The organism is Actinomadura rubrisoli (assembly GCF_004349215.1).
Taxonomy (GTDB): domain Bacteria; phylum Actinomycetota; class Actinomycetes; order Streptosporangiales; family Streptosporangiaceae; genus Spirillospora; species Spirillospora rubrisoli.
In genome coordinates this window covers 32,951-59,059 of the sequence record NZ_SMKU01000002.1, presented here as the reverse complement: position 1 = coordinate 59,059, position 26,109 = coordinate 32,951, and the positions used below count along the sequence as shown (strand labels likewise).

31 protein-coding genes are annotated in these 26,109 nt (G+C 67.7%); 2 read left to right on the top strand and 29 right to left on the bottom strand.

The features are described from left to right. Positions 1–3: 3 nt before the first annotated feature. Complete coding sequence (locus E1298_RS01055) at positions 4–699, bottom strand: hypothetical protein (protein WP_131888814.1); 696 nt, start codon at positions 697–699, stop codon at positions 4–6. A gap of 29 nt (positions 700–728) precedes the next feature. Here E1298_RS01055 and E1298_RS01050 point away from each other — a divergent pair, with 29 nt between their 5' ends. Then, entirely contained in the window at positions 729–1,166 is a 438-nt protein-coding gene (locus E1298_RS01050; protein WP_131888813.1) for a DUF6221 family protein, read from the top strand. On the opposite strand, the gene E1298_RS01045 is transcribed toward E1298_RS01050, so the two are convergent. From E1298_RS01045 to E1298_RS00925, 25 genes are all read right to left on the bottom strand, one after another. Next, positions 1,163–1,633 carry a hypothetical protein gene (locus tag E1298_RS01045; RefSeq protein ID WP_131888812.1) on the bottom strand — a complete coding sequence of 157 codons (471 nt, stop codon included), beginning with the start codon at positions 1,631–1,633 and terminating at the stop codon, positions 1,163–1,165. The genes E1298_RS01050 and E1298_RS01045 overlap by 4 nt on opposite strands. Positions 1,634–1,748: 115 nt before the next feature. Continuing rightward, a complete protein-coding gene (locus tag E1298_RS01040; protein WP_131888811.1) occupies positions 1,749–2,096 on the bottom strand; it encodes a phage tail fiber protein in 348 nt (115 codons plus the stop codon). A gap of 19 nt (positions 2,097–2,115) precedes the next feature. After that, positions 2,116–3,249 (bottom strand): hypothetical protein, encoded by a 1,134-nt coding sequence (locus tag E1298_RS01035; protein WP_131888810.1) that lies wholly within the window; start codon positions 3,247–3,249, stop codon positions 2,116–2,118. Beyond that, positions 3,206–4,069: a phage distal tail protein gene (locus tag E1298_RS01030; protein ID WP_165975229.1), complete on the bottom strand. Its 864-nt coding sequence runs from the start codon at positions 4,067–4,069 to the stop codon at positions 3,206–3,208. Before E1298_RS01030 ends, E1298_RS01035 begins: the two co-directional genes overlap by 44 nt. Before the next feature lie 13 nt (positions 4,070–4,082). Further along, complete coding sequence (locus E1298_RS47625; protein WP_165975228.1) at positions 4,083–8,972, bottom strand: hypothetical protein; 4,890 nt, start codon at positions 8,970–8,972, stop codon at positions 4,083–4,085. 66 nt (positions 8,973–9,038) lie between these two features. Next, positions 9,039–9,413, bottom strand: coding sequence for a protein kinase family protein (locus E1298_RS01025; RefSeq protein WP_131888808.1), 375 nt, complete (start codon positions 9,411–9,413; stop codon positions 9,039–9,041). Between the two features lie 74 nt (positions 9,414–9,487). Next, positions 9,488–9,763 carry a hypothetical protein gene (locus E1298_RS01020; RefSeq protein ID WP_131888807.1) on the bottom strand — a complete coding sequence of 92 codons (276 nt, stop codon included), beginning with the start codon at positions 9,761–9,763 and terminating at the stop codon, positions 9,488–9,490. 272 nt (positions 9,764–10,035) lie between these two features. Then, entirely contained in the window at positions 10,036–10,707 is a 672-nt protein-coding gene (locus tag E1298_RS01015; protein ID WP_131888806.1) for a phage tail tube protein, read from the bottom strand. An 81-nt stretch (positions 10,708–10,788) separates the two neighbouring features. Continuing rightward, positions 10,789–11,181, bottom strand: a complete 393-nt coding sequence (locus tag E1298_RS01010; protein WP_131888805.1) for a hypothetical protein — start codon at positions 11,179–11,181, stop codon at positions 10,789–10,791. Position 11,182: 1 nt separating this feature from the next. After that, positions 11,183–11,497, bottom strand: coding sequence for a hypothetical protein (locus tag E1298_RS01005; RefSeq protein WP_131888804.1), 315 nt, complete (start codon positions 11,495–11,497; stop codon positions 11,183–11,185). 4 nt (positions 11,498–11,501) lie between these two features. Then, positions 11,502–11,816, bottom strand: coding sequence for a head-tail adaptor protein (locus E1298_RS01000; protein ID WP_131888803.1), 315 nt, complete (start codon positions 11,814–11,816; stop codon positions 11,502–11,504). Then, entirely contained in the window at positions 11,816–12,433 is a 618-nt protein-coding gene (locus E1298_RS00995; protein WP_131888802.1) for a hypothetical protein, read from the bottom strand. Before E1298_RS00995 ends, E1298_RS01000 begins: the two co-directional genes overlap by 1 nt. After that, the gene (locus E1298_RS00990; RefSeq protein ID WP_131888801.1) at positions 12,408–13,403 is read right to left on the bottom strand and encodes a glycosyltransferase family 4 protein; all 996 of its coding nucleotides are present in this window, start codon (positions 13,401–13,403) and stop codon (positions 12,408–12,410) included. Before E1298_RS00990 ends, E1298_RS00995 begins: the two co-directional genes overlap by 26 nt. A gap of 80 nt (positions 13,404–13,483) precedes the next feature. Continuing rightward, a complete protein-coding gene (locus E1298_RS00985; protein ID WP_131888800.1) occupies positions 13,484–14,446 on the bottom strand; it encodes a phage major capsid protein in 963 nt (320 codons plus the stop codon). A gap of 77 nt (positions 14,447–14,523) precedes the next feature. Continuing rightward, positions 14,524–15,144: a DUF4355 domain-containing protein gene (locus tag E1298_RS00980; RefSeq protein ID WP_131888799.1), complete on the bottom strand. Its 621-nt coding sequence runs from the start codon at positions 15,142–15,144 to the stop codon at positions 14,524–14,526. Between the two features lie 127 nt (positions 15,145–15,271). Next, positions 15,272–15,679, bottom strand: a complete 408-nt coding sequence (locus E1298_RS00975) for an AAA family ATPase (RefSeq protein WP_165975227.1) — start codon at positions 15,677–15,679, stop codon at positions 15,272–15,274. A gap of 10 nt (positions 15,680–15,689) precedes the next feature. Further along, positions 15,690–16,739 (bottom strand): VG15 protein, encoded by a 1,050-nt coding sequence (locus E1298_RS00970; RefSeq protein WP_131888797.1) that lies wholly within the window; start codon positions 16,737–16,739, stop codon positions 15,690–15,692. Beyond that, entirely contained in the window at positions 16,723–19,458 is a 2,736-nt protein-coding gene (locus E1298_RS00965; RefSeq protein ID WP_131888796.1) for a phage portal protein, read from the bottom strand. The genes E1298_RS00970 and E1298_RS00965 overlap by 17 nt, the downstream gene beginning before the upstream one ends. Positions 19,459–19,482: 24 nt before the next feature. Continuing rightward, on the bottom strand, positions 19,483–21,156 hold the full coding sequence (locus E1298_RS00960) for a terminase (RefSeq protein WP_131888795.1): 1,674 nt from the start codon (positions 21,154–21,156) through the stop codon (positions 19,483–19,485). After that, positions 21,156–21,611: a phage terminase small subunit gene (locus E1298_RS00955; RefSeq protein ID WP_131888794.1), complete on the bottom strand. Its 456-nt coding sequence runs from the start codon at positions 21,609–21,611 to the stop codon at positions 21,156–21,158. The genes E1298_RS00960 and E1298_RS00955 overlap by 1 nt, the downstream gene beginning before the upstream one ends. Positions 21,612–22,306: 695 nt before the next feature. Beyond that, complete coding sequence (locus E1298_RS00945) at positions 22,307–22,540, bottom strand: hypothetical protein (protein ID WP_131888792.1); 234 nt, start codon at positions 22,538–22,540, stop codon at positions 22,307–22,309. Between the two features lie 26 nt (positions 22,541–22,566). Continuing rightward, complete coding sequence (locus tag E1298_RS00940) at positions 22,567–23,268, bottom strand: glycosyltransferase family 2 protein (RefSeq protein ID WP_131888791.1); 702 nt, start codon at positions 23,266–23,268, stop codon at positions 22,567–22,569. Further along, on the bottom strand, positions 23,265–23,444 hold the full coding sequence (locus E1298_RS00935) for a hypothetical protein (RefSeq protein ID WP_131888790.1): 180 nt from the start codon (positions 23,442–23,444) through the stop codon (positions 23,265–23,267). Before E1298_RS00935 ends, E1298_RS00940 begins: the two co-directional genes overlap by 4 nt. 2 nt (positions 23,445–23,446) lie before the next feature. Next, positions 23,447–23,839 carry a hypothetical protein gene (locus tag E1298_RS00930; RefSeq protein ID WP_131888789.1) on the bottom strand — a complete coding sequence of 131 codons (393 nt, stop codon included), beginning with the start codon at positions 23,837–23,839 and terminating at the stop codon, positions 23,447–23,449. Continuing rightward, positions 23,836–24,399 (bottom strand): 3'-5' exoribonuclease domain-containing protein, encoded by a 564-nt coding sequence (locus E1298_RS00925; RefSeq protein WP_131888788.1) that lies wholly within the window; start codon positions 24,397–24,399, stop codon positions 23,836–23,838. Before E1298_RS00925 ends, E1298_RS00930 begins: the two co-directional genes overlap by 4 nt. A gap of 161 nt (positions 24,400–24,560) precedes the next feature. On the opposite strand from E1298_RS00925, the gene E1298_RS00920 reads away from it, so the two are divergent. Then, a complete protein-coding gene (locus E1298_RS00920) occupies positions 24,561–24,860 on the top strand; it encodes a hypothetical protein (RefSeq protein WP_131888787.1) in 300 nt (99 codons plus the stop codon). Here E1298_RS00920 and E1298_RS00915 read toward each other — a convergent pair. Genes E1298_RS00915 through E1298_RS00905 form a run of 3 tightly spaced genes read right to left on the bottom strand, consistent with a single transcriptional unit; the run spans position 24,854 to position 26,085 of the window. Continuing rightward, positions 24,854–25,567 (bottom strand): hypothetical protein, encoded by a 714-nt coding sequence (locus E1298_RS00915; RefSeq protein ID WP_131888786.1) that lies wholly within the window; start codon positions 25,565–25,567, stop codon positions 24,854–24,856. The two genes, E1298_RS00920 and E1298_RS00915, sit on opposite strands and share 7 nt — an antisense overlap. 9 nt (positions 25,568–25,576) lie before the next feature. Then, a complete protein-coding gene (locus tag E1298_RS00910; RefSeq protein WP_131888785.1) occupies positions 25,577–25,852 on the bottom strand; it encodes a hypothetical protein in 276 nt (91 codons plus the stop codon). After that, a complete protein-coding gene (locus tag E1298_RS00905) occupies positions 25,849–26,085 on the bottom strand; it encodes a hypothetical protein (RefSeq protein ID WP_131888784.1) in 237 nt (78 codons plus the stop codon). The genes E1298_RS00910 and E1298_RS00905 overlap by 4 nt, the downstream gene beginning before the upstream one ends. Positions 26,086–26,109 lie beyond the last annotated feature (24 nt).

The following is a 26,109-nucleotide window of genomic DNA, read 5'->3' as shown; positions in this document are numbered from 1 at the left end:
TGGTCACCACCCCGCCGCGCGCACGACGGCGGCGCGGTTGGCGACGGTGACGGCGGGGCGGGCGGTGATGGGCCCGGGGAAGCCGGTGTTGTTCACCTGCAGACCATCGAGCCAGCCCGTCCACGTGACCGCGTTGAACGATCCCCACTGCACGGTGTCGCAGCCCGCCGCCGCGTTCAGGGTCGCCGACGACAGCGACTCGGTAGGCGTCGTGCTGTCGGCGTTGTTGTAGGTCCGCAAGTCGCACACTCCGGTCCCGGCCTGGAACAGGATGTGCCACTCGAGGCGCACCCACTGCCCAGTCGGGATCGGGTTGGCGGTGGCGAACTCTGGGTTGTTGCCCACGTCGGACAGGGTGAGGACGCCGGTGGACTCGTAGCGGAGCCGTGCGGTCTGGCCGACGCCGACGAGCCAGCGGACGATACCGGTCACTGCGGACGGCGCGCCGGACGAGTACAGGTAGAGGCGGCCCCACGTCTCGGACTGCGTGCCGTGGCTGGCCGACGACCACACCATCTGCTGCGCGCTGGCCCCGGCGACGACCTTGTAGCTCAAGTTCCCGAGCGCGTGCGTGTTGTCGAACGTGATCGTCGGGGTGCCGACCACGGAGTCGAACGGGTTGCCGCTGGCGCCGCCGCTGTTGGCGGCAGAGACCGTGGTGGTGTTCGTCCCGCCTTCGGCGCCGTTATTCAGCTCCACGGTCCTCCCGTCGGTGCGATGCTGGAGACGTGGACGACCTGGTGAGATTCCTGAACGAGCGGCTGGACGAGGATGCCGCCCTGGCCCAGCGCGCGCTGGCCGCAGCCCACTCGGGGGCCTGGCGCACAGACGGCATCCTTGGCGATCTGTACGCCAGCTACGACGATCCGCAGAGCGGCCACGTCATCGCCACCGCTGACAAGAACGAGGCGGACGTGCTCGACCATGCCGCCCGCCACGACCCTGACCACGTGCTGGCCGACGTCGAGGCCAAGCGGCGGATCTTCGCGGAGCACCCGATGGAGGGCGGTGCCGTGCTGGGAGGGTCAGAACCGCTCCGCTGGCGCTACTGCGCGACGTGCCATGTTAGAGAAGAGATCATCGGAGAGTGGCCGTGCACCACCATGCGCCTGCTCACTCTGCCGTACGCCGACCATCGCGACTACCGGGACGAGTGGCGGCCCTAGCAGCGCTCGAATTCGAGGCTGGCCCTGACGTTCACAACAGCGGGCGCGTTGCAGCGGATCACGAACCCCTCGGACACCGCCGAGTCCGGAGTGTCGCCGAGCGGGAAGTCGTAGAAGACCACGCCCCCGGCAGGCGACAGCAGGAACTCGCCGATCACCGTGAGTACCGTTGGCTCCGTGGTCCAGGTCCTGGCCGCCGTCGCACCAACCGTGACGGCCCGGCCGTACACCTGCACAGGCGTCACGCTGGTGCTGTTGGTGCCGGGCGAGTTCGTCGCGAACGTCGCCGCGCACAGCTCGACCAGCACCGGGACGTTCGTCGCGGTCACGCCGTCGAAGGCGACCCGAAACTTCTTGAGGTCGATGCCGTTCCCGGACGGCGCCTTCACGCCCAGGACGCTCTTGGCGGTCGCCGCCGACAGGGCAACCGCGCCCCCGGTGACGACGGCATATCCAGCCTTGGCCATCAGGCGCTGATCCCTACTTCGGCGAGGTCGTCCCGCGAGGCGTTGATGTCCCTTGCGCAGAACGCCTCGGCGGCGGCCATCGTCGCCTGGGCGGTGAATGTCACTGTGAGCGCTCCTACGTCGACGGGATTGAAATCGACAGGTCGAAGGTGCCGCCGGTCGGATACGACTGCAACGCGCTGAGCAGTTCGCCGCCTCGGAACGTCCCACCGCTGACGGCTGACCACAGGCCGAAGTGGGTGAACGTCGTCCCTGCCGGGATCTGCAGCGTCACGGCGGCCGTGAGGGTCTTCGTGCCGCCGGACGACGCCGCCCACGTGACCGCGACGCGCGCGTACGAGCCGCCCGCCACCTCGCTCGCGCCGGTCCCGCCCGGGTCTGCCGTGTGCAGGCTCGCGTGCGTGCACAGCGCGGCGATCGACGTGCCGTCCATGACGGCATCGCGGGTGGCCGGGGTGAACATCAGGCTCCCCTTCGCATGGTCACGGGCGCATCCAGACGACGTCCATCAGCGGGCCGGCGTGGAACGTCCTGTCGATGGCCAGCGACCCGCCGGTGTTCTGCCACACGATCGCCTCGACGTACTGGCCTGCGGTGAGCCGCACGAGGTGGCTCACGGTCTGCGTCAAGGTGATGTTGAAACCGGCACCGATCCGGTTACCGTCCAAGATCGTGGATCCGTTGACGCGCAGCGAGATCTCCCGGATTCCGCTGGAGTTGGAGTCCCACGCGACGGTCGCCGTCACCTGGTACAGCCCGTCGATCGGCGCGGTGTAACGGCTGTTGTTGGTGGAGTTGTCGTGGCCGCCGTGGGTGTCCTCGAACTCCGAATTCCATTGGAGTGGCGTCGTCGTGTTGTTGGTGATCGACTGGTTGGTGGTGACGCGGCCGAGGCGCGCGGCGGGTGCGGCGAGGCCGATAGGCCGCCACGACCCGGAAACCGCGACCTCGTAGTAGCTCTTGTCCGTCCGCCAGATCAGCTCGCCGTCCACCGGAGCGGGAGGGCGAAGCGCATCAGACCCGACCCACCGGCCGATGCCTATCGTGGAGACCGCATTCACCCGCGTGTCGGTGATGTTGCTGTCGCTCACATTGAGTGCTGTGGACGCGACGCTCACCGTCGCCAGGCTCAGCGCCGACGCGGGCGTCGCTGGCGTCCCCGACCCGGTGTCCTCCAGCACGCTCAGCACAAAGTCGTAGGTGTTCGCCGCCAACGCCCCGTTGTGGAGCTTGTCGCGGACCTGCGCCACCACCCGGTGAACCCGCGTCCCGGACACCGGCGGCGGCGGCACCACCAGGTTCACCGTGGCGGTGCTCTGGACCAGGTAGAACCCCTGCCCGGCTACGTCGGTTCCGGCGATGACCGCATACCCGGCCGCCACGTCCACGGAGAAGTTGGCGCCAGCGCTGCGCTGGGTCACCTTCAGGTCGGCGGGGCTGGTGTTGCAGACGCCCCCGACGTTGAAGACCGAAGCGAGGATCGCACGGAAGTCGACCGCGTCGTAGGAGAAGGGTGTATCGCCGCCGCCCGCCTGCATGTACAGGGGCCGCTTCAGCGTCACGGCGTCCTCCTCATAGCCACGCGGGCCGGTAGGTAATGACGGCAGCGGCTGCACCCGCCGTGTCGAGCGGCGCGTAACGGATCTGCTGGTCGCCCGGCTCGATCCGCCACCAGGACGTGGAGTCGAAATCGATGAAGTTCAGCCGTGACTGGCTGGTTTCGGAGTTCAGCCACGCGGTCCGCTCCCGCGTGGCGATCTCCACGTACTCCCCCGGGCCAAGCACTAGCGACTCGGTGAAGGCGATCTGCTCACCGGTCGTCTCGTTGATCAGCCGCGGACCTGTGCAGGGGCCGTACAGCAGGGCGCTGAAGTGCGACGGGACGCCACCGAGGTTGACGACCGTGGACGCGCCAGCCGACATCGTCGCCGTCGCCGTCACCGGGAAGGTCACCGGGAAGGTGAACCCGACCGGGTCGCCGGCGAGGTCGGCGTTCACGGTCTCCTCGACCGTGGCGACGGCCTCCCAGATCCCGTCGGGCGCCTTCCACTGCAGTTGCACCGGCCGTGACTGTGACGCCTTGTATCCCTCGTAGGGTTCGTCCCACTGGTCGACGCGCAGCCGGATCCGCCGCTCCTGCGACCAGCCGTCATCGGTGACATACAGGTACGGCCTGCTGCGGGGATGCAGGAACTGTTTGAGCTGGTCGAGGAGAACCTCGCAGTCGACCTGCTCGTCGACGACCACGACTTCAAGCGACACCGCGCGGCCGCCGAACAGGGTCGTGGAGTCGCGCTCCCCGTCGTCGTCGGTCCGGGGCTCGGTGGCTTCACGCACCGGCGGTGAGGTCACACTGAGCTTTTGCGGGATGTAATCGAGAGAGGGGTGCAGGTTCAGCTGCCGCGCGCCGTCGACAAGCCGCACCGCGGTCTTCACAGCGCCGCTCCCCTCATCCGAAGGAGGCGCTGCGGGCGGCGAACTCTTGCCGCTGCGCGAGCATGTCGATGTCGACCGGGTCCTGCACGACCACGGTTGCGTGGTCCATGACCGACACGTGCCTGTCGCCGCGGCCCTCCGCCGCGGTGATGCGGCGGAGTTGCCCGTCGGTGAGTACGGCCTCGGGACGTCCGGTGAAGTTCGCGACGGTGCTGACTCCGGGCGGGAGCCAACCGCCGGTGTCGAACAGGGTCGGACGGACGAGCTGGTTGTACATCGCGGCGAGCGGGTCTCGCCGGTCGGCCGGGTCGTCGGCGTGCAGCCACTCCTTGCCGAACACCTGCCGCGCCATGCTCGGCACGATCCCGCCGGTCGCGAACTTCGGACGCAGCACAGCGGTCTGCCCGCCACGCACGTACCGGTTGACCTTGGGCCCTTGGTTGCCGCCGATGGTCATGTAGCCGCCAGCGGCCTTCTTCTCGATGATGTTGACGTGCCCGTTCCCGCGGTAGGTCGCCAAGTCACCTGGGCGGCCTGCGGAGACAGGAACGTGTTGCATCTGCGCGTTGAACGTGGCGACCGCGGCGGTGGGTGCGCCCGAGTACTTCTTGGTGGCGTGCGCGTCCTCGATCGCCTTCGAGGCGAAGAGCGCGCACCACGGCGTACCGGCCGGCCACCCGTAGTGGCGGGTGAACGGGTTGTCGTTGTCACGGCCACGGTCGTCACCGACACCCAGGTACTTCTTCGCCGCCGCGACGACCCCGGTGGCGTCGCCGCCGAGCTTGGGGTCGATGGCCTTCTTGAGCCAGCCGATGAACCCGTCGATCATCCGCCGCGGCAGCCGGGTCATCGCCTTGACCCAGTTGGAGTCGCCAGCGACCTCGTTGAGCTGCCCGAGGATCGGGTCGAGGATCTTGCGGGCGGCGAAAGACGCGCCCTTGGACAGCAGGTCCGAGGCGCCCTTCACGACCAGGTTCTTCGCGCCGCCGACAGCGTCCTTGATCTTCCCGACGATGCCGCCGAACGCGAACTGCGGGCCGCCCGCCTGCGACAGGAACCGCGCTGCGGCGGTAGTCCCTCCGGACGCCGCCGCGGCGTTCAGGCCGTAGATGAAGTTCGACCCGAGGGCACGCGTGGCGTCGGGCCGGATCCATGCCTCGCCCGGCGACACCGCCGCGAGCATCGTGTCCCGGCCTGGCGCGTAGCCGGGCAGTACTCCGTAGGCGCCGCCCGGGACGACACCGCCGGCCGCGAACTTCAGTTCCGGGAGGCCAGGGAGCTTCACCAGGCCGGCGATGGTGTTCCACGCCGCCCGGATGCCCTTGTTGTAGACCGTGTTGACAACGAACTGGACGGGTCCCTTGGTGATCTTCTTCAGGCCGTCCCAGATGCGGCCGATTCCGTCGACCGCGGTCTTGAACGCGTCGCGGACCTTCCCGACCGCGTTTTTGACCGCGTCGAAGGTGGGGCGGATCGCTCCGGTCCACGCGGCCCTGATGACAGAGCCGACCGCGTTCCAGACCGGGCGGATGACCTTGTCGCGCAGCCAGGTGAAGATCGGGCCGAGGGTGACGCGGAGGAACCCCACGACGGCGTTGAAGATTCCGCGGATGGCCCCCCATGCGACGCTGATCGCGGCGCGGATGCCGTTCCAGGTGGGGACGGCGATGTTGCGCCAGAGCCAGGACATGACAGAGCCAAGGAGCCGCATTCCTGCCCGGATCAGCCCGAATAGCGGCTGCAGGAGCTTCCATGCCTGCTGCGCGGCCCAGGAGATGCCGTGCCAGGCGGGCACGAACACGTGCTGCCAGAGCGCCATCAAGGCGATCTGCAGGAGCTTGAAAGCGATCAATAGCGGCGCGACGACCACCACGAAGATCACGGCGGCGAGGATCTTCGCGGCGAACACGATCCCCGCGAACGCGATCTTGATGATGTTCCACACGAACATCGCGGCGGTACCGATGCCGCGGATCAGCCACCCGATCGCCTGGATGATCGGCGTGAGGATCCCCGCGACCCACGTGATCACGGTGACGAGCAGCCGGAACACCGGTAGCAGCAGGTGCGCGATCGTCGTCCAGTACCAGACGACGATCTTGATGGCGATGCGAAGGACGGGCACGAGTGCCTGCACGATCACCGCGGCCAGCTGGATGATGACCGGCAGCAGCGGAGCGATCGCCTTGAACCACTCGGCCCACAACGGCACCAGCGGCAGCAGTTCGGGAAGCAGACTCGCAACCGCCAGCAGCATCTGCTGGAGGGCTGGCGCGGACTGTTGAAGCGCCTGAATGAGCGTTCCGGCGATCTGCTGCGCCATCAACGCGATCGCGTTCACGATCGGCGTCAGGACCGGCATTAGGCCCGCGACGAGCTGTGCGATGAACTGGCCGACCAGAGGCAGCACCGGCGCCAACGCGAACAGGATCTTCGCGATCGCGCCGACCAGCAGCGACACCACAGGCACAAGCGACTGGATCGCGGGCTGCAGCCCCGACAGCAGAGCCGAGATGACCGGGGCGAGACCGGAAATGATCTGCCCGAGCACGGGAACGAGCGAGATCAGGATGGGCTTCAGCCCGTTGATCAGTTGGACGAGGAGCGGTGCGAGCGCCTGCACCAGCTGCGTCACCACCGGCGCGAGCGCAACGATCACTGCGGACAGTCCGGAGCCGAGCGCGGAGAACACCGAAGCGATCGCTGGCCCGGCCTGTCGCAGGACACCCGCCAGCGACGACGCCAGCGTGTTGATCAGTCCGAGGATCGGCTGTAGCGCCGGGGCGAGCGCTGCGAACAGCGAACCGAGAAGACTGCCGAGGCTGATGAACGTCTGCGCCATCAGCGGCGCCAGCGCAATGAACTGCTTGGTGAAGGCTTGGAAGGCCGGGTTGTTCGCCAGCCCCGTGGTGAACGCCGCGAACCGTGCCGCGATCGCGTTGAGGACTTGCAGGAACGCGAACCCGATCGGCGCGAACGACTGAGCCAGCCCGGCGAGGCTCTTGAGGAGGTTCCCCAGCAGCGACCCGAGCCCCAAGATCGCCGGACCGGCGGACTGCCCCAGGAACTGCGAGAACTGTGCCCAGAATGGCGACTTCGCCGCCTGCGTCGCTCGGTCGAACAGCGTCCCGATCCCCGCCGCGGCGCCCTTCACGATCGGCGTGAAGGTGGGCAGCAGTGCCTTGAGGAACCCGATGCCCTTGATCAGTGCCGGGATGACAGCCGGCTGCAGGCTCTTCGACCATGCCCCGAACACCGCGGTCAGGTCTTTCCATGCGTTCGCGAGCTGGCGCTCCAGCGGCGTCAGCTTCACCAGCTGCTGCCCGAGCGCGCCCGTCGACGCCGCCGCCTGCGACGTCGCCTGCGCCAGCGCCCGCCGCGCCGACGCGATTTGATCCGCAGACTGCTGATCAGTGCGGGTGACGTTCTCCCGCGCCCGCCGCAACGCAAGTTCGCTGCTGGCGATCTGCTGGTTGGCTTGCGCGAGACGCTGCCGTGCCTGCCTGACCTGGTCCGACCCCTCAACCCCGGCCTTGGACGCGGACCTCTCGTCTTGCTCCAGCCGCCGCAGCTGAAGCTGTTGCTCCTTCACCCGCTGGATCGACTGCCGGTAGTTCAGCTCGGCCTGCCGCGCCGCCAAATCGGCGGCCTTCTTCTGGGCCTGGGCGTTCTTCAGCGCTTGCTGGGCGGCGTCGACGCCGGTTTGGGCCTGCTTCTTCGCCGCGTCCGTCGCAGCGGGGTTCCCCAGCACCGTCGCCTGCGCGGCTTGCGCGGCTGCCAGCGCCGACTGAGCGGACGCGACCTTGTCGGCGGCGGCCTTCGCCGCCGCGGCCATCTGGTCCCACGCCGCCCGGGACTGCTCGACCCCGAGCCGCGCCTCCTCCAACCCCAGCCGGGCGCTGGCGACCTGGTTGTGTAGATCCTCGATCGCGCGGCGCGCCGCGAGCCGCGCCTGCGTCACCGCCCGCTGCGCTTCCGCCTCACCCTGAAGCGCCTGCTGATACTGCTGCTCGGCCTGCCGCACCTGATCCACGGCCTGCTGATGGGCGTACGCGGCGTTGCGGACCGCTGACGCCAACTGCTGCCGCGCCGACGCAGCCGCGAACGCCTGCTGCGCCGCCTGACCCGACGCGGCGGCAGACTGCTGACTGGCCTGCTTCTCCTGCTGCAGTGCCTTGGAAACGTGGCTGATCGCCGGCAGCGCCACCGCCCCGAACCCCGCGAAACCCGCGCCCGCCGCAGCAAGCGGGCCAGCTAGACCCACAACACCGGCACCGATCCCCACCAGGGCCGGCGATGCCACCACAGCGAGGCCGATCAGCGCTGCGCGCAGCGCACCAAGGCCGGCCATCGCCGACCCGATATCGACATCGATGTTGATCGTGCGGCGGTTGTCGATGTTCGTGACCGCGCCTCGCACTGCGGCGAGTTGGGCGAGAGCGCCCGCGATCTGAACGTCGACCTGCACGCTGACGCGGCGGCCATCGATTCTGGCCAGAACCTGCTCCAACGCGAGCAGTTCGCTGACCGCGCCAGCCATGTCGACGTTGATCTGGACGTTGACCTTGCGGCCGTCCAGTCGCGACAGAGTCTGCTCGAATGACACCAGGCGCGCCGCCGCAGCGGACACATCAGCGTTGACCTGAATGTTGATGACCCGGCCGTCGAGCTTGTCGACGGCCCGATTCAACGTGGCCAGTTGGGCGGCCGTTGCGCCAGCTTCGAGGCGAACCTCGATCGGGGTGAGCTTCTCCTTGATCCCCCGCTGGAGCGCGGTCCCCCACTCACGGCCGATCGACACCATCGACGGCGCCATCGACCGCAACTCGGTCTTGATCTTGGTATGGAAGCCCTTGAGGTCAGGGCGGACGGAGATGAACGCGCCGCCCACTTCGACAGCCACGGCAGGCGCTCCTCCCTGCCCGACCCAGGGCACCCTTCAGGGAGGAGACCGAAAGCCTCACAAAGATCAGGAGGAACGGCCCGGCAGGACGCGACGAACCACGTCCAGGTGCCGCGAGTACCGCATTCGCCGCTTCAACTTCTGCAGCGCCGTCACCGGCCGGGGATACGGCTTGGGCTTCTGCGGCTTCCCGCCGTTCGCCTTCACCAGCACCGCGAGGACGGAGGCCAGCAGGTCACGGACCTCTGCGAGGGCCTGGACCTCGGGGCCGAACTCGGTGAGCCGCGGCGGGCTCGGCGCCCTGTCGGGCTCGTCCAGCAGTTCCTTCGCCAGGTCCTCGTCCTCAGCCAGCGCGGCGCTGTACGCCGACGTAGACGGCAGGTGCTGGAGGAAGTCGAGGATCGCCTCAGCGGACAGGGAGCCGCGGAAGAAGTCGAGCATGTCGACGCCGAGTTCATGGCGCAGGTCGTAGCGGATCGCGTCGCCGTACCTGTCGATCAGGTCAGCGACCTTCGTTATTTCCCCAGGCCGAAGTGCTTCAGCATGTCGTTCATCAGCGGCTGCAGCATCGCGCCCGGGTCGTCGCTGATGACCTCCATCAGCCGTTCGTACTGGTCCTTCGCCAGGATCTGCAGCTGCGCGCGGATGTCGGTGATGTCGTTGAGGTCGATGACCTCATCCACCGTCGGCATCCTGATGAGGATGCTGGTCTCCGCGTCGACCACGATTTCGAAGTCGGGCTTCACAGCCTCGTTGCGGTACTTGTCGAGCTGGTACTTCTTGCTGGGCATGCGGCGGGCCTTCCGTGATCTACTCGCCCGCGGGCGCGGGCTTATGCTGGCGGGCATCGGTCTTCCTCCTGGGCTGGGTGACCTTGCGCCACCCGGCATGCTTGAGCTGCACCTCCCGCGCTGGCGTAGACGCGATCTGTTCCGACTTGCCGTCGGGGCTGCGGTACACCGGGTAGGCAGGCGTGGACGCCATCGGCTTCTCCTGGCTCGGCGGCGGGCCTGGATGTCGCGGCGGCCGGGGGCCCGCCAGCTCTGCCCGGCCGCCGCGACGATCAGCTGGCGAGGGCGTCGAAGCCCATCGAGGCCAAGCGCGTCGCCCAGCCCGGCCCACCGAAGATGTACCGCTCGCTGTAGCCGAGCGTGGCGTCCTGGTACGAGGTGAGGGTGACGGCCCAGGTCAGAGGGCTGTCGTCGCTGGACTGCATCGCCTGCTCATCGAAGTCGGTGACGCGGGCGCGCGGGAGGAACCGTGCGACGTAGTATTCGCCGTCGTCGGTGAGGTCCACCGCAATCGCGATGACCCGGTAGTAGCGGAACGAGGGACGGGCCGGCTTCTCGATGCTGAGCTCACCGGACACAGGATCCGGGGTCGCAGCGGCCATGTCCGCGCCCGTGTACAGCCCGATTGTGGCCTTCTTGGTCTCCAGGCACGCGATCTGCAACGTCGTCACATCGGAGTTGACGTCGGACCGCAGCGGCTCCACGCTGCCCCAGCCGGTGATGTCGGAAGTGTCGACGTCGCGGCCGAACTGGGCGCCGTCATCGGACGTCCAGCCGACATCCTCGTATCCGGTGGGCAGCGCCTTCAGGAGCTTGTCACCGGAGTCGGTGAGGTTGGTGATGGCCGCTGCGGTGGACGGCGCGGTGAACACCGACCCCTGCAGGGCCTTGAAGATCAGCGCGGCGTTCCGCTGCTGAATGTCGTCGTAGGCAGAACCAGCCACGAGGATCCCTCTCTTTGCGGGACACGAATGGCCCCGCTTGCGGGGCTGGACAGGCTGGCGGGCCTAGTCGAGAGAAGAAGGTCAGCGGCGTCGCACGCTGACCCGGTAGGTGGCGGACACGACGCGGTAGTTCTCCGGGTCCGGGCTCGGCACCTCTTGCGGGCCGACCTCGGTCTCGGCGCGGTCGAGGACACCATGGGCCGTCGCGACCGGCCCGGACAGCAGGCACTGCCGCACTGACTCCGAGCCGACCTCCGCGTTCGACAGGTCGACCGCGTACACGCGGACGTCGATCCGGGCGATGTCAGTGACGCGGTCGTCGGTGCCGCCGATCCGCCTGACGCGGATCACACGCTGCCCGCCCTGCAGCAGGACGAGGAGGTCGGTTCCGGTCTCCCCGACCACCGTTCCGACGTCGTCGACGACCGCTCCGACGATCCGCGCGGCGGGTGGCCACGCGGCGAGGACCGGCACGTCAGAGGCCGGTTTCGATGATGCTGGCGACGACACCGAGGGTCCGGTAGTCGTCGGTGTACTCCACATGCAGGGCATGGTCGGAGTCGTTGTGGAGGTAGCCGGCGGCGCGGTCTGCCCACCGGCCGGCGCCGCGTGGCGCCGACGACACCCGGAACCGTGACTTGTAGTCGCCGGTCTCGACGGGGGCGATGAGTTCGGCGTACTGCTTGCCCTTCTGGGCTTCGCCGCGCAGCATCGCCTCCATCTGCTTCCCCCTCATGATCTTGCCGAGGCCCGCGAAGTTCATCTCGTAGCGGATCTTGGCACTGGCCATCGGTTCACCCCTCGATCTCTTTGAGGTTGACCTCGTAGTGGTGCGGGCCTGCTGGGGTGTGGTGCAGTTCGGGGCGTCCCTCGATGGCGTAGTCGCGGCCCTCGAACCGGATGCGGTCAGTGGCCTTCACGTCCGCTGCGGGTGGCATGAACACCCGGGCGACGACGGTGACGGTGTCCGCGGCGTTGAGCTGCTCATCGGTCGACACCGGCTGCCAGAAGCATCCGGGGACAGGGGTCTCGGCGGCGCCGGCGACAGTGTTCCCCCACCCGTCCCTGCCTGCCGGGCGTCGAACCGTGACGGTGTGCGGGCCGAGCATCAGCGGGTCACCCTGATCGTGGCGGCCTTCCGCCGGTACCGGTCCAGGGCCCTCTGCTCGTAGCGGGTCAGGTTGAGGCCGAGGGCTTCGCCGGTGGCGGGGACCGCGTAGGTGATGGAGTACGACCCGACCGTCTCGCTCCGCAACCCTTGCGGGTTCCCGAAAGACCGCATCAGGACCCCGCACACGACGCTCAGCACATCGCCGGGCACCGCCGCGTAGCCGTGGGAGTAGGTGACCCGGTAAGTGCCGGGGTAGCCGTCGTCGTCCCACCACACCTCGGGCAGGTTGATGACGCAGGCACCCTCACCAATCCGGATCGTGTCGATCTCGTCGAACATCCAGTCCACAACGGTGAAGTCGGGAAGGGCTTCAGACCCTCCGACCGCGACCACAGACGAGACCGCCGAAACGGGCCGCTGCGGCAGGACGATGGCCCCGCCGGACGCGCGCAGCACCACCTCATCGTCCTCGACCAGTTCGAACGCCTGCCCTGTGTAGGCGCGGACCAGCGCCGAAGCGTCGTCCAGAAGCGCAGCAACTCGTGCGGCCTCGGGCGCGGTGAGTCCCCGTCCGAGGCGCCGTTCAATGTCAGCCTGCGACGCGAGAGCGGACACGCAGCCTCCTCCGGCCGAGGGCTTCGATCTCGGTGCACCACCGGTCCAGGTCCGCCGTGGGGTCGAGTTCCACTGCCCGCGCCTTCGCCCGCCGGGACGCCGCACGCCAGCGGCGCCCGTCCAGCAGAAGCCGCAACGACCGCTCCCAACCGTCAAGGTCGTCGCGGTCGACGAATGTGCCAGCGGCGCCGAGCGACTCGCGCAGTCCCGGAGCTGGATGCGCGAGCACGGGAATGCCGCTGGTCATCGCTTCCACACCGGTGCGGCCCCACGATTCGTGAGCCGACGGCATCAGCAGGACCCGGGTGCGGGCGTACACCCGGTCCCGCATCTGGTCCGGCCGGACGTGTCCGAGGATCTCCACGTTCGGGAGGTCCTCAGGTCCGCGCGGGAGCACCTGAACGCCGTAGCCTCCCCGGACACCCAAGAACGCCGTCTTAGGGAGGCGTTCGGCGAGCTGGTAGAACGTCTCGGCGCCCTTGTCTTCACTGAGATTGATCAGTGTGACGGCACCGCCGGGGACGGTTTCGTAGTCCTCGGCGCGGACGGGTGGCCGCACAATGATGGATCGGCAGCACAGCCCCGCCAGCTTCTCCGACACCTGCACAGAGTTGAACACCGTGAGGCTGGCCGGGCGTTTCCGCAGCGCCGCCTCAGTGAACGCGTTGGCGTTGTGCGCGATCTGCGCGACCGGCACACCGCGGATCTCTCCTAGCATCAGCGCCCGGCTTGCGCTCTCAACGTGCGCGACGATGACATGGGCGTCGTCAATGAATCGGAACGGGTCCGACTTGTCCACCAGCGGCCAGACCCGCACTCCGTCGAGCTCGTAGGGGTCGCCATCGGCCGCCGACAGAACCACGTCGGCCTGGTGGCCGCGCTCCACCAGTGCCCTCAGCAGGTTGTGTGTCATGACCCATGACCCGACCCCGCGGGGCGGGTAGTCGGGGATCATCGCCATGACCCGCATGTTGTCCTCCCCGCTGCCAGCTGGGCGGCGAGAGGCCGCGAAGGATCATGCCGCCCAGCGGGCATCGTAAGACGGTCGGGTCAGGCCGAGCCGGCGACGTTGTCGGCGGTGGCCGCCTGGACCGCGCCGAACGGGAAGCGAGTGTTGGCGTCGGTGTTCAGCGCCGTCACAGGGTTGGACGTCGCGTATCCCAGCCGCATGACGACTCGCAGCGCCATCGAGTCCTGCTGCATGAGGTTCAGGATGACCTTGCCGTCGGCGTCAGAGATGACGCCCTCGGTGAAGGTCTTCCAGCTCATGTCCTGCCGCATGCCGATCACGCACTTGGACCAGTCGCCAGCGATCAGTTCGGCCTCGTCGGAGTCCCAGGATCCGTTGATGACTTCCGACAGGCCGTATCCGTATAGGTTTCCGCCGCCGCCGTTCTGCAGGTCCGGCTGGTAGATTGGGATCCCGTCCGTGGAACGGAGCCCCACCAGCTTCCACTTCAGGCCAGGCCGTGATGCGAACCCGTTGACGGCGAAGCCGTCCTTGGCGATCTTCTCGCCGAGGTTTGCGACGTCGACGCCGAAGTCCTCTCCCGTGCCGATCCGGACCGTGTTACCGGCCGCGACCACGGAGGAGTAGATGTCGGCCGGCCATGAGGAGGGCTTGTCGACTCCGAACAGGCAGGCCGAGTCGATCGCCTTGCCGAGCGCTTCCACGATCCGGGGTCGGACCTCATCCCAGATTGGGACCTGCGCGTCGTCGAGATATGCCTCGGGGATCGGGACGATCACCGCGAGTTCTTCGGCGACCAGGGTCACGTTCTTCCAGTCGACCGCGCTGGTCTGCTTCAGGCCGGTGTCGCCCGACACCCAGTAGGCGCGAGGAAGCACGTCCAGGACCGGCTGCCGCTGAGACTTTGTGGACATGCGGACCTGGCCGGCCCGCTGCAGGATGAACGACTCGGTCGGCATCTCCTGCAGGATCTGCGCGGAGACCGGGGTCGGGATCAGCGGGTCGTTGGACGCGTCCCGGCTGATGATGTCGTTGTAGGCCACGGGGCGTTACCTCACTTTCAGGTATGCAGCGGCCCCGGGCCCCGTGGCATGCAGGATCCGGTAGCTGCGGTCAGTGATCAGGTGCGGCGGCTCGTCAAGAAGCTGCGGAACGCCTCGTTGGGGTCAGCAGGTGCCTCGTTTGCCGGTCGCGCACCGGGTGTTAGCGATTCCACTGGCCGCGTCGCGGCCGGAGCCGACTTGGGCTCCGGCGCCGGTGCAGGCGCTGGAGCGATCCCAGACGCGCGTTCCTGCACCAGGCGGGTGATCTCAGCGGCCAGCGCCTCCGCCGACTCGTTGATCTCGTCGGCAGTCGATCCGCCGATCCGGTCGATGAGCGACGGAGGGACGTTGTGCGTTGCCGCGGCCATGAGCTGGGCGTGGCTGCGGCGAGCGTCGTCCCGTTCGGCCTCAGCGGCGGCGACCCTGTCGGCAAGCCGCTGCTGCTCGGACTTCTGGGTGTCCTCCCACTCGGCGTATTTCTGCGCCGCGGTGGCGTTCTTCTTGGCCTCGGTTTCGTGCTTGCGGGCCATGCTCTTCCACTTGGCGGCCTCGGCCTCCCAGTCCTTCTCCTCGCCCTTGCCGGGGTCGGTGGACGGCTGCTCGACCTCGCCGGGTTGTGCTGGCGCGGGCTCGGTGGCGGGCTCTGCCGGCTGCGCCGGTTCAGCGGGCGCGACAGGCTCGGGGGCGTTCTCGGACAATGCGTCTCCCATGTCGGGACCGACCCCATGCCGGGGCCGCGTGGTGTTGCGGGCCCGGCGCCATGTCGGCGTCCGGGCATGAAAAACCGCCCACGTCGGGACGGCTCCAGACGCAGGCGATGCCGCGTCAGGTCTCGGGTGATTCGTCGGCCGGAGACGGCCGGTACCGGTCCCACCAGGAACGGATCGCCTGATCGGTCCACTCAGGCCGGTTGTCGCCGCGGGCGCGCTCAAGCGCCTCCGCAGCGGGGACAGCGAACATGACCACACGGGCGCCGAGCCGTTCAGCGACGGCGGCGCGGTCGGAAGGGTCTGCGAGGGATCGGATCACGAACGTGCGGCCGGGATGCGTTGTGGCCTGCTCTTCGAGGCTGCGGCGCATTGACTTGGCGAGCGCACGGACGTGCGGCGGGTGATCGTGATGCGACCGGGACCCGAGGGTACGACACAACGCGTCGAAGTCGATGACCTGGTCACCGGGACGCGCCTGGCTGCGCACCCAGGTCGATTTCCCGGCCGCGGGCGGCCCGCACACCAGGATCCGTTCACCCGGTGGCTGTTTCGGGTCTGGGTTTGTCTTCACGGTTATCCCAGTACTTCGTCCACGCGTCGATCATCTTCTCGCCTGGAGCTGCGCGGGTGACCTCAAGCCACTTGTCGTACAGCCGTTCGGCTTCCTCGAGGACGGGATCATCGGCGTCAAAGACCGGGACCGCGGAGCAGCCGTCATGATTGTGGAACTTGAACATTCCTTCGCCCTCGAACTGCTTGTTCTTCGCCCCGCCCGCGGTCTGCCTGGACCGGTAGACGGCGCCGCGGGAAGCGAGCATCGCGCAGAAAGCACACGGGTCGGCGTCGGTAACACGCGCCCAGCCGATGGCTTCGTCGTCGCCCAGGACGGCGCTGCGGATGGTTTCGCGTCCGCCCTCAAGGGCCAGCGTGGCCGCCGACCCCGCCAGGTTGACCGCCATGGTGTCGCGGGCCCTCTCCGGGGGCTGCCCCGCCCGGATCGCCTTCTTGTAGGAGGCGACCCCCGTGGCGTTGAGGTTCGCGTCGACCCGATCCTCGTCGAGCTCTTCGATGTCCTCAAGCGTGATCGGTGCGATTTTCTCCAGTTCCGCCCACGCGTCTTCCTCGCTGATGTCCGCGAAACCGTCCAGTTCGGCAGGCGCACCCTCTGGGCGAGGCTGTTCAGGCAGAGGAGCCTCAATGGTCCGAGTCGCCTCCGAGACTTCGGCGGCGGACGCGAGCCGGGTGTGTACGAGTCCCGTTCCGGGATCCACGCGCACCTCTGGTCGGAACTGGCGCCTGCGCGCCTCGTAGATCGCCGCCTCGCGCCTCAGCGGTGACTGCGGGACAGCCAGCTGCCGCAGGTCGACGTAGTAGCGCGCTGCCAGGTTCGCTGACTGGCGGCGCCGCTCCCGTATAAGCGTGTCGAGTGCCAGCTTCGTCGTCGGCCACGACTGCCCCGGATCAGCGACGCTGAAGATCTGCCGTACAAGCAGCACCAGGTCACGGGACAGCGACGCCGCCAGCAGCCTCTGCTCGGCGACATAGGCGGCGGTGAGCGCCGCCTGCTCAGCCTGGGACGGCACCGTTCGCCGCCGCCACCGGCGCGGGGCTTGTCGCGGCTGCGGTCAGCTCAGCGACCCGACCGGTCTGCTTCGCGACGATCTTGTTGAGCTGGCCGATCGCGTCACCCTTCTCTGCCGCGGCCTTCCACCGCTCCACGTCCTGCTGGGTGACGTTCGGGATCCGCTCCCAGAGCACCTCGGGAGGTACACCCAGCATCTGCACGAGCTTCCCGAGCGCATCAACCGTCTGCGCCAGGCTTCGGGACTCAGTGTCGCGCCACACGACCTGCGCTGCGGTGTCCCTCCAGCCCGCCTGGTCCCCAGCAGCTAGCGACGCGAGCCTAAGCGTCTGCTCATGCGACTCCCCCGTCGTGCTCTTCCGCTCGGCGACCTTAGAGTTCAACCCGTCACGCGCGGCGTTCAAAGCTTCAGCTGAGTTGCAGGTCGGGACAAAGGAATCAGTTACACAGAACTGGTGATCGTCAGAGTCCACGGTGATACAGCGGACTGGGACCGAAGGTATGAGGTCGCAAGCGACAACGTAGCGCCGGAACGGGCTGTTGGATTTCCCGTCACCGTCACCATCACCGAAGTCGGTACGCTGCAACGCCACCTTCCGCGCCAGGCGGAAGACTATGTCAGGTGCTGCCCATGTCATACGCCAGCAGATACCCGACTTAACGAGTTGCTTCGACGTCCACGGGCGTTCGCGGAGGACTACCTTGTGCCCCAAAGAGCAGACTAGCCGGTAGAGGTCGCGCGCCAGCCGCTCGTCGTGCAAGGTGATTGCAACCGACCCTTGCCCGCGGTTCACAGTCCCGTCGGTGTCCATCAGCCCTTGGAGCAGGGCGAGGCGCTGCTTCAAGGAGCCACGGAAGTACTCCTCCGGGATGTGCTTGTTCCGTCGAAGGTCCAGGGCCATGAAGCGCCATCTGAATGTCGAGTTGACCCTGATCCGAGTCTCTGAGTCGCCACGGTCACGTATGCGTCGGCACTCGTGGCACCGCGCAGTGTCCGAACGCGTTCCGCGGGGACGTTCGTGACCGTAGGGGCAACGCTCCCGGTCATTACGGATCCGGATGTAGCGCCTATCGCTGCCGTCAGCATAGGGACAGACATCAACGAACTCGCCGCAGGCACGTAGGTGAGCGGCCATCTCCTCCGCGTCATCTTTGTGGCTGGTGATCGCGCCGTGGATATGGTCGCCATCACCAAGGAAGACCCCCAGCGCATACGGGTCGATGCTGTAGTCCCGCTCAGGCCCGTCCCATGGCTTGGCAACCGGAATGAAGTGGTTGTACGTCCCCATCGACGTGCGCAGGCTGGCAGCGATCTGGGCGGTCGTCACAACCGACGTCTCGCGAGCACCCCCCTTGGGCGCCGCCACTGCGGAGATTCCGTGCGAGCGGGACCTGTGGAGCGCGACTCCACGCGCTGGCGCCTTCCGGGCTCGCGGAACCCAACCGCATTCCGGGCACGTGAGATGCCTTGCCGGGCCATACGGATTGGCCGGGTTCACAAAGTGCGTCGTCGTCCAGCGGTGCTGAGCGTCAGCGACCACCTCAGTACCATCGTCGAACCGCATTCGATAGCACTCGTGGTCGTGGAACACCGGCGACACAGCCTTGACTCTGACCACGCTTCCGTCAGGAGCAAATACCTCATCACCCGGCTTCAACACACCCATCACCCTACGGCCGTGGGGTGACAAAACAGGCGTGTCGAGCGCCAGAGGCAAATTGGCCATCTGCCCGAGGAGGTTGTGGGGTGGGGTCTGTGACACCGTCGCGATGTGCCGGATCGTCTCCTCAGCGCTCTTCAGGTATCCGCCGAGCTCGGTTTGATCGAACTCCCCGAACTTGGTATCGGCGTCTTCAGCCACCCACAGCCGGTCCACTGCCGACTGGAAGGGGGCCCGCGGTCGGCCTTCCTCGTCCTCAGCGACCATCCCCGACACGTAACGCTGCCGGAACGCCGCGAACTGCTCGGCCATCATCCGGCCGAACGTCGTCGAGTTCAGCTGGTCCTGCATGTCGAACAGCGGTTCGACCTCACCGGTGACACATTCGTCGCCGTCCAGGTCGTCGCCGTTCAGGTACCGCACCACCGGGCACACGCCAAGGCCGTGCTCGGCGACCGCGTCCTCGCTGGCCAGAACCAATGGCGTGCCGGGCCTCCCATCACCGACGAGCGTGAACCGCGACTTCTCGTCATACAGGTACACGACCTGCCGCTTCTTACCGTTCGACTGGTTCTCGACCTTCACCTCGACCGCGTAAAGCGGCCACTCATCCTCGACAGGGTCGGCGTAGAACGCCGTCAACCGCCGCGGCGACTTCGGCGTGATCACCGGCATCGGCTGCTCCGCGAGCTGCCCCGGAAGCACCAGCGTGTACGCCACCCCGTACTTCAACGTCGCCCGATGCAAGCCGTGCTGCCGACCGTCCATCCGGTTGGCCTGCCAGTACTCCCAAGCCCTCGCGTTCTTATCAGTGCGCTCTGGCCGGTACCCGTCCACGAACAGCGATTGGGCGACCACCGTCACCACAAGCGGCAGAATGTTGACCTTCGCGCGTTTGATCAGCCACCGGTACTCCTGCCGGGCGCCGCGCGGCACGTACACGCTGTCCTGCCTGCCACCCATGTACGCGGTAATCTTCGACAGGCGGCGCTGCTCGTCCTCCCGCAACGCCAGCAGACTCTTCGCCGTATCCGGTGCTTCCACGTCGGAGAGCGCCACAGCACCCCCTCGCAGGATGGGTCGCTAGAACCCGTAGACGCGGCCGGTCCGGGTTTTCTTCTTCGTCCGCTTCGCCCACTCAGGGGAGGTCAGCACGATCCGGCGGACCATCCGCGCGCCGATCACGCACACCGCCGCGTCGATCTTCAACGGCGAGCGCGGCGACTCCTTCCCGACCGACACGCCGTACCGATTCGGGCGCCGCCGCGCATTCGCCACATGCCTCGCCACCGGCGACGACCCGTCATGAGTGAACTGCCGCTGCTCGATCTCGGTGTGGCACGTCTCCGCGGCGAGCGTGAAGTCCCGCGTCCGCGACCGCATGTCCCACGCGACCGGCCCCGCGTTCCGACCCCGCGGGTTCGCCATCACCAGCAGCCGGTCGCCGTACCGTTCCGGCCACAGCGTGTGGACGAACGACTCCCACTCCCGCACGTCGCCGAAGAACGCCACCGGCTGCCACCGTTCGAACGCCCGCGCGACCGCAGCGTCGACCTCATGCACCGGCACCTGGTCGTCCAGGTCGCCGGGGTCGGGTTCCCACACGCCCGCGTCGAAGACATGCCCTGTCTCCATGTCGCATCCGATCAGCGCCGTGGCGTCGGAGGACTTGGACCCGTCGAAGAACAGCACGATCTCGGCGCTGTCTGGGACCACCACAGTCGGGTCGGCGCACGCCGCCCACTCCTGTGGCGTCGACCATGCGTCCGTCGCCGGCGCGATCTGATTCAGGTAGAACCGGCGGGCCTCACCGGGGTCCGTCGCCGGATCCCAGTAGTCCTGCAAGATCCGCTCAAGGTTCACGTGCCCGCCGTTGAGGTCCCCGGAATCGCCGTAGGCGACCCGCAGGCCCGCCATCAGCGAGTCCCGGTCGGCCGGGTTGGTGTCCGGTGGCGCCTCGCGGTGGTCGAACAGGATCCCGTCGTCGCCCTTCAGGCGGCCTTCGACCTGCTGCTGCCACGCCTGATGCGACTTCTCCGCGACGCTGTCCAGACCAGGCACCCACGCGTTCGGGGTCTCCACCGACGACCCGTTCACCTTCGCCAGGTTCCGGCGGATCGACGCCGCCAAGTTCAGCCCGCCGTTCGACTTCACCCACGACTCGGTTTGGTCCATCGCCGCGAACACCGGCCGGAACCCCTCACGCGACACCGCCGACGACGTCGTGTACTCGATCCGGCCGCGCGGGACGTTCACAAACGTCTCCATCGGCTCGATGTCGTACTCGTCGTACACCGGCCCATTCCGGGCCATCTCCAGCAGCGGATCCCACGTATTCGTCGTCTGGTCCTCGCTGACAGCGACGATCTGTGCTTTGGCCTTGAAGCCCAGCGACGTCCACGGCCGCGCCACCGGCTCCCCATCGGCGTCCCAGCCGTCCAGCACCACCTCGCCGAGCGTCTCCAGCAGACACAGCGCACCCAGCAGCGGCGACTTCCCGTGCCCCTTCGGCCGGCACAACACCGCCCGCCGGATCCGCCGCGCGTTCACCAGCGCCCTGCCGCGGATCGCGGGTCCCTCGAACCGCGGATCCACCGCGTAGAAATCCAGAACGAACTGCGCCTGCTCCGGCGTGAACACCAGCGGCTGCCCCGCCGCCGGACCATCCGGGACGATCAGCATCTCCGCGAACCAGTCCAGCGCGTAGTAGCCGAGCGTCGGGAGCTCCCCCGGGTACTCCGGGCCGCGCCAGGGCACTACTCGCCCCCGGACGCCTTACCGGCCGGCAGCACCCGCAGCTTCCCGTACCGCTCCCGCGCCGACGCGCCCGCCTTCGCAGCACGCTTCTCGTCCTTCTCATCCGCGTCCGCGAAGACCATCCTCAGCCTCGCGCGATCCTCAGGGGTCGCCCCGTACTTCGCGACCCGCAGCCGGACCTCAGCAGCGAGGGTCCACTGCCCCTTGCTCCACATCGCGTGATGCATCAGTGCCGTGTCCAGCAGAAACGACCAGTCGGTCGCGGTGAACGTCTCGGCTTGCGCCGACCGGCCCCACATCGCCCACCAGTCCCGGGTCCGGTCATGCCAGTCCACGTCGTCGGGAAGCTCGGGCTGTGCGGCGCGCTCGAACCGCAGCACCGTCTGCCCGACGGTGTCCTTGTTGGCGCGTGCCCGGCGATCAGCGGGCTTGGGGGCGGGGCCGCGTCCAGCCATGATCAGTCACCATCCCTCCGAAACAAGATCAAGGAACGATGATGATCAAATGGATGCTAGTTGATCAAGGCCCCAGACCCGTAGGCGTGGGCGGCGCCAATACCCTGCCGGAGCGGGAAGTGGATGATCTTGGGGATATCCCCCAGGTTATGATCTTGGTGCGAGAAATGTTCGGTTTGCCCGGTTGCATGGAGCGTGACTTTGATCTTGACAGAGTTGATCTTGGGTCATCGTCGCCATGATCACTCCTTCAAGATCGCCACCGCCGTGATCACCCGGCCGTGATCGCCGCATGCCTCACGACGTCCTCAACGTACTGGCGCCAGCCCATCGCCTCACCATGATCACCAAAGGCCGCATAGGCAGGCGGGACCCGGTCACAGCAGACCCGGATGCCGCTCCACTGGCCGCTGCCGAGGGATCTTCCGCGCGTGCATCGCCTCGGCACCCTGCGCGCCGGAGCGACGCCGATGATGCGGCCCGCACAGCGCACGCAGGAGCTCGAGGCGGTGGTCATCGGCCGCACCCATGTGGTCGACGTCCGTCGCTGGACGGCCGCACCTCGTGCCGTCCCTGCTGATCTCCCACTGGCATACGTACCCGTCGCGCTCGAGCACAGCTGGCCGACGATAACTTTCCCAGTCCGATGGCAGCGGGGATGTGCGGGCGGAGCGTGGACCGTACGCCATGGCCAGTCAGTCCTTGTCGCGATGCTGACCAGGCCAGCGGCCCGTGGCCTCATGAATCACGCGGGCACAGAAGCCATCGAGCTGCCGACCCTGGATGTACTTGCCGAGCTCGACATGGCAGCGATCCCAAGCGCCCTCAACCTCAGGCATGATCTTTGCTCGGCCCGGTCCATGCGCCCAATAGGTCAGGAGGCGTTGAGTTGCTGCGGCTGCGCTGGGACTGGTCTCCTCGGTGGCCATCGTGGATCACCTGCCCATGATCACTCTTACCCGCCGGTGGCGGATGTTGACTTGTTGCAGGTCTCGGCCTCGGCGATCAGGCGGCGCATCGCGGCCAGGTCGCCCTGGGCTTGGTGGTAGCGGTAGACCAGCGCGTAGCCGGCTTCGTGGTCGGGGCCGGTCTTCGGTGGTGAGTCGTGGTGGAGGGCGTAGACGCGTCCGCTGTGGCGGACCGGGTCGCCGAGGAGGGTCGTGTGTGCGGCCATCCAGGCAGCGTCCTCTGGCGACCAGCCGCGGAATCGCTCGTCTTGGCCGCCGTGGGCCCCCCAGGTGGCGGGTGTGGTGACGTAGACGCCGGAGCAGGCGCCGTCCACGACCAGGTGGCTGCACTCCTGCAACGGGACGCCGACGAGGAACTGGTCGGTGCCGTCGCGGCGCAGCGACCGGTACTCGGTGTACGGCAGATGCACCACGCTGCTGTGAGCGGCGCCTTCGATCGCGGCGAGGAGCGGCTCTCGCTCCGGGAGGGTGTCTGCGTCGGCGAGGACGATGACGTCGGCTCTGACGCGCTCGCCGAAGCGGACCGCCAAGTTCCTCGCGCCAGCCAGACAGAATTGCTCGTGCTCGGTGTCGAAGTCCAGGACCGTCGCGTCCGGCAGCAGTTCCTCGTAGCGCTGGACGGTCAGGTCGTGGGCGTAGACGCGGTGCGGCTGGTGGCGCCACGGAATGCCAACGAGGACGCGGGTCACTGCAGTTGCTCCGAGGTCTCGCGCCCGTCCAACGAGTGGTGCACCATCAGCCATGCAATCGAACCGTCATCGCGGGTCACCGGGCGTGCCTCGGGTACGCAGACGCAGTCGCCTTCGGTGTCGTGTTCGATCAGGTCGTTGAGCGGGACGACATGGGCCTCGTCGGCGGTGGTCACGTCTACTCCCCGGCCAGTTTCCGAATCAGCGGATCCGGCGGGCGGCGCGGCGGTCGTTGTATCCCGTTGGCGATGACGGCGCCCATGAGGGCAATCAGCTCGTCTACGCGCTTGCGTTCGTAGTCCAGGTCGGCTCGGAGGGCACGGACGTCGGAGCCGCCGCTGTAGTGGCGTCCCAGCGCCTCCAGCAGCGCGCGGGCCTCGCTGTCACCGAGTTGGAGCGTCGGGGCGACGTTCGTGGGACGGTCCGGTAGGTCCTCCCACCGGTAGGTCGTGTTCGCGCCGGCCTCATCGATGCGCAGGATCCGGCGAGGCATGTCGTCCGACACCTGGATGAGAGCGATCTCCAGGAACATGCCGGGGAGGTCCTCGCGGATGAAGGCGCGGATCATCATGCAACCTGAGCGTTGAGGAACTCCGCGACCACCTTGTTGTGGCGGGCGTCGGCCAGCGCGTTGTGGAGCCCCTCAGACTGCTTGGGAAGGTCAGCGTCCTTGAGACCGAGCCGTGCGGCCTCCTGCTGGAGGTCGCGAGTAAACATCGGCATGCCATCGGGCAGGTCCACCATCGACCCGAACAGTTGACACAAAGCGACGTGGTCGTAGGCGCCGTAGTTTGCCCACAGCTCCACGTACGGCAGTTCGTCGGGGTGGTCGCCGAGGATGAAGGAGCGGACTGCGCGGGCGATCTGGGCGCGGGTCCGGACCGTTGGGTCGTCGAGGTCGAGGCGCCCATGCGGGGCGAGCCTGTCGCGGTACTGGCGCGGCTCCGTCGTGGGCAGCGACGGCCAGACGTTCTCGGCGAGCCACGGGTTGGACAGCAGTGCGCGCTGGTCGAACTCGGCGCTCACGGCGTAGAACTCTCGGCCGTCGTCGGCGACGATCCCAATCGAGACTAGGTCGAGCGGGTAGGTGGGGCCTCGCTCGATGAATTCGGTGTCGTAGAAGAAGCGCATCTTCCGGGGTCCCTCGGGTGGAGTGGGTGGGCCCGGTCTGCCGTGGCGACCCCACTCCACGAGGCGACGACAGACCGGGGGCTTGGAGGTGTCTAGCACTAGACAGGTCGCCGCTCACAATCTAAAGTGTCTACTATTAGACACAATGCATGGGAGCGACCATGGCCAAGATCACCTTCACCGGCCCGATCGACATCGAGACCGACCTCGACTGGACCAAGGAGCCCGTCTTCGAGTTCGAGACCGAGGTCGATGCGCTACAGACGCTCCAGTTCCTCGGCGAAGACCTCAAGGCCGCACGCGAGCAGGTCCGACACATCATGCGGTACATGGACGCCGCCGTCCGCGCTGCGCGGCACAACGGTGAAGGCGACACCCAGCCTCAGGCGATCATCAACCACAGTGGGCTGGCCCGGCAGACCGTCTACAACATGCTCGGCGAGAGCAACGAGGTTCAGTAGTCGGACCCGGCTCGTTCGTGGCCGATGTGCTCCACGCGAGGGGCGTCGGTGCGGCGGCCCCAGTACGCCCCATGCGCGTCCGGTTCGGCCGCGAACAACGCCCGGCCGAACCTGCTCTCCGACCAGTTGCCTTCCGGCCAGTCCCGCTCGAACGTGCGTCGCGGGATCAGCGACGGGTTGCCAGTGAAGCAGGCCCGGTGCTCGACCCACGAGTGGGTGCCGTCGGTGGTCTCGGTGAACTCCTGGCCGCCCGCTTCGAGGGCTTCGATCAGCCCGCCGAGCCGGACCTCGTTGCCGAACCAAGGCTGCCGCAACAGAGCCATCTGGATCAGGTGCGGGTGCGCGTCCAGCACGCCGGCGAGATCGTCGACGTGCACGTCCCCGTTGAACGTGAAGTCGTCCTCGAGGAAGAAAGCCTTGTCCACGCCCATGTAGTCGAAGACGTAGCGGGCGTACCGCCACACGGCCTGCATTGCCCGCCAGTAGCCGCGCTCTTGGTTGTTGAGGTGGAGGACGTGGCCGTCCAGCGGGCCGCCGATGAACTCGTCCTCCAGCCACCGACCGTACACATCGTCGCCGGAGTCGTCGAGGATCACCATCGGGGCGGCACCGCGAAGATGCTCGGCCGCGGAGCGGAGCGTCTTGGTGATGCAGTCCGGGCGGCCGTTCGTCAGGACCAGCAACGGGATCGGAGAGGGCACGGTCACCCCGATCCGTCAGTTGATCAGCTCGATGCCCTCGAACTGGTAGATGTGGACGCCGTCGTCGGTGACTATCCCTGTCCGCCGGTAGATCGAGAGCGGGACGAGTTCTGGTCGGAAGATCCCGTCCGCGTCAGTTACGAGGCTGGGCTCTACGATCTCAGGGACGCACCAGGTGATCGCCAACTTGTTCCTGCGGAAGCGGTTGCCGTCCATCCTGCCGCCGCGAAGTTCGATCAAGTACGGCTTGTCCGCCCACTCTTCGCGGTTGAGGTCGCTGAGGCTCGTCACGACGCCCACACCAGCGTGGCTTCGTGGTCGCCGTCGTGGCCCTGCTCAAGCCCGCACCGCGCGCCCTCGAACACAGCGTCACAGTCCGGCGCAGCCGGGCACCGGTCGCCGCTCCACCGCGCATAGGACAGGCCGCACTCGGGGCGGGCGCAGGCGCTGTCCGGTCCCCGGTCGGTCTTCCAGAGGTGGCCGCCGTTCCCGGTCCAGAAGTTTTCGGCGTCACGGTTGCTCACGCGTCTATTGTCCAGACCGGAACG

Bases quoted from the DNA above. Each gene is read 5' to 3' on its own strand.
- E1298_RS01025 (WP_131888808.1), bottom strand. From the start codon at position 9,413: ATGCTCGACTTCTTCCGCGGCTCCCTGTCCGCTGAGGCGATCCTCGAC.
- E1298_RS01040 (WP_131888811.1), bottom strand. From the start codon at position 2,096: ATGTTCACCCCGGCCACCCGCGATGCCGTCATGGACGGCACGTCGATC.
- E1298_RS01045 (WP_131888812.1), bottom strand. From the start codon at position 1,633: ATGGCCAAGGCTGGATATGCCGTCGTCACCGGGGGCGCGGTTGCCCTG.
- E1298_RS00990 (WP_131888801.1), bottom strand. From the start codon at position 13,403: ATGCGGGTCATGGCGATGATCCCCGACTACCCGCCCCGCGGGGTCGGG.
- E1298_RS01020 (WP_131888807.1), bottom strand. From the start codon at position 9,763: ATGCCCAGCAAGAAGTACCAGCTCGACAAGTACCGCAACGAGGCTGTG.
- E1298_RS00925 (WP_131888788.1), bottom strand. From the start codon at position 24,399: ATGCGCTTCTTCTACGACACCGAATTCATCGAGCGAGGCCCCACCTAC.
- E1298_RS00920 (WP_131888787.1), top strand. From the start codon at position 24,561: ATGGCCAAGATCACCTTCACCGGCCCGATCGACATCGAGACCGACCTC.
- E1298_RS01005 (WP_131888804.1), bottom strand. From the start codon at position 11,497: ATGGCCAGTGCCAAGATCCGCTACGAGATGAACTTCGCGGGCCTCGGC.
- E1298_RS00945 (WP_131888792.1), bottom strand. From the start codon at position 22,540: ATGGCCACCGAGGAGACCAGTCCCAGCGCAGCCGCAGCAACTCAACGC.
- E1298_RS00955 (WP_131888794.1), bottom strand. From the start codon at position 21,611: ATGGCTGGACGCGGCCCCGCCCCCAAGCCCGCTGATCGCCGGGCACGC.
- E1298_RS00930 (WP_131888789.1), bottom strand. From the start codon at position 23,839: ATGATGATCCGCGCCTTCATCCGCGAGGACCTCCCCGGCATGTTCCTG.
- E1298_RS01000 (WP_131888803.1), bottom strand. From the start codon at position 11,816: ATGCTCGGCCCGCACACCGTCACGGTTCGACGCCCGGCAGGCAGGGAC.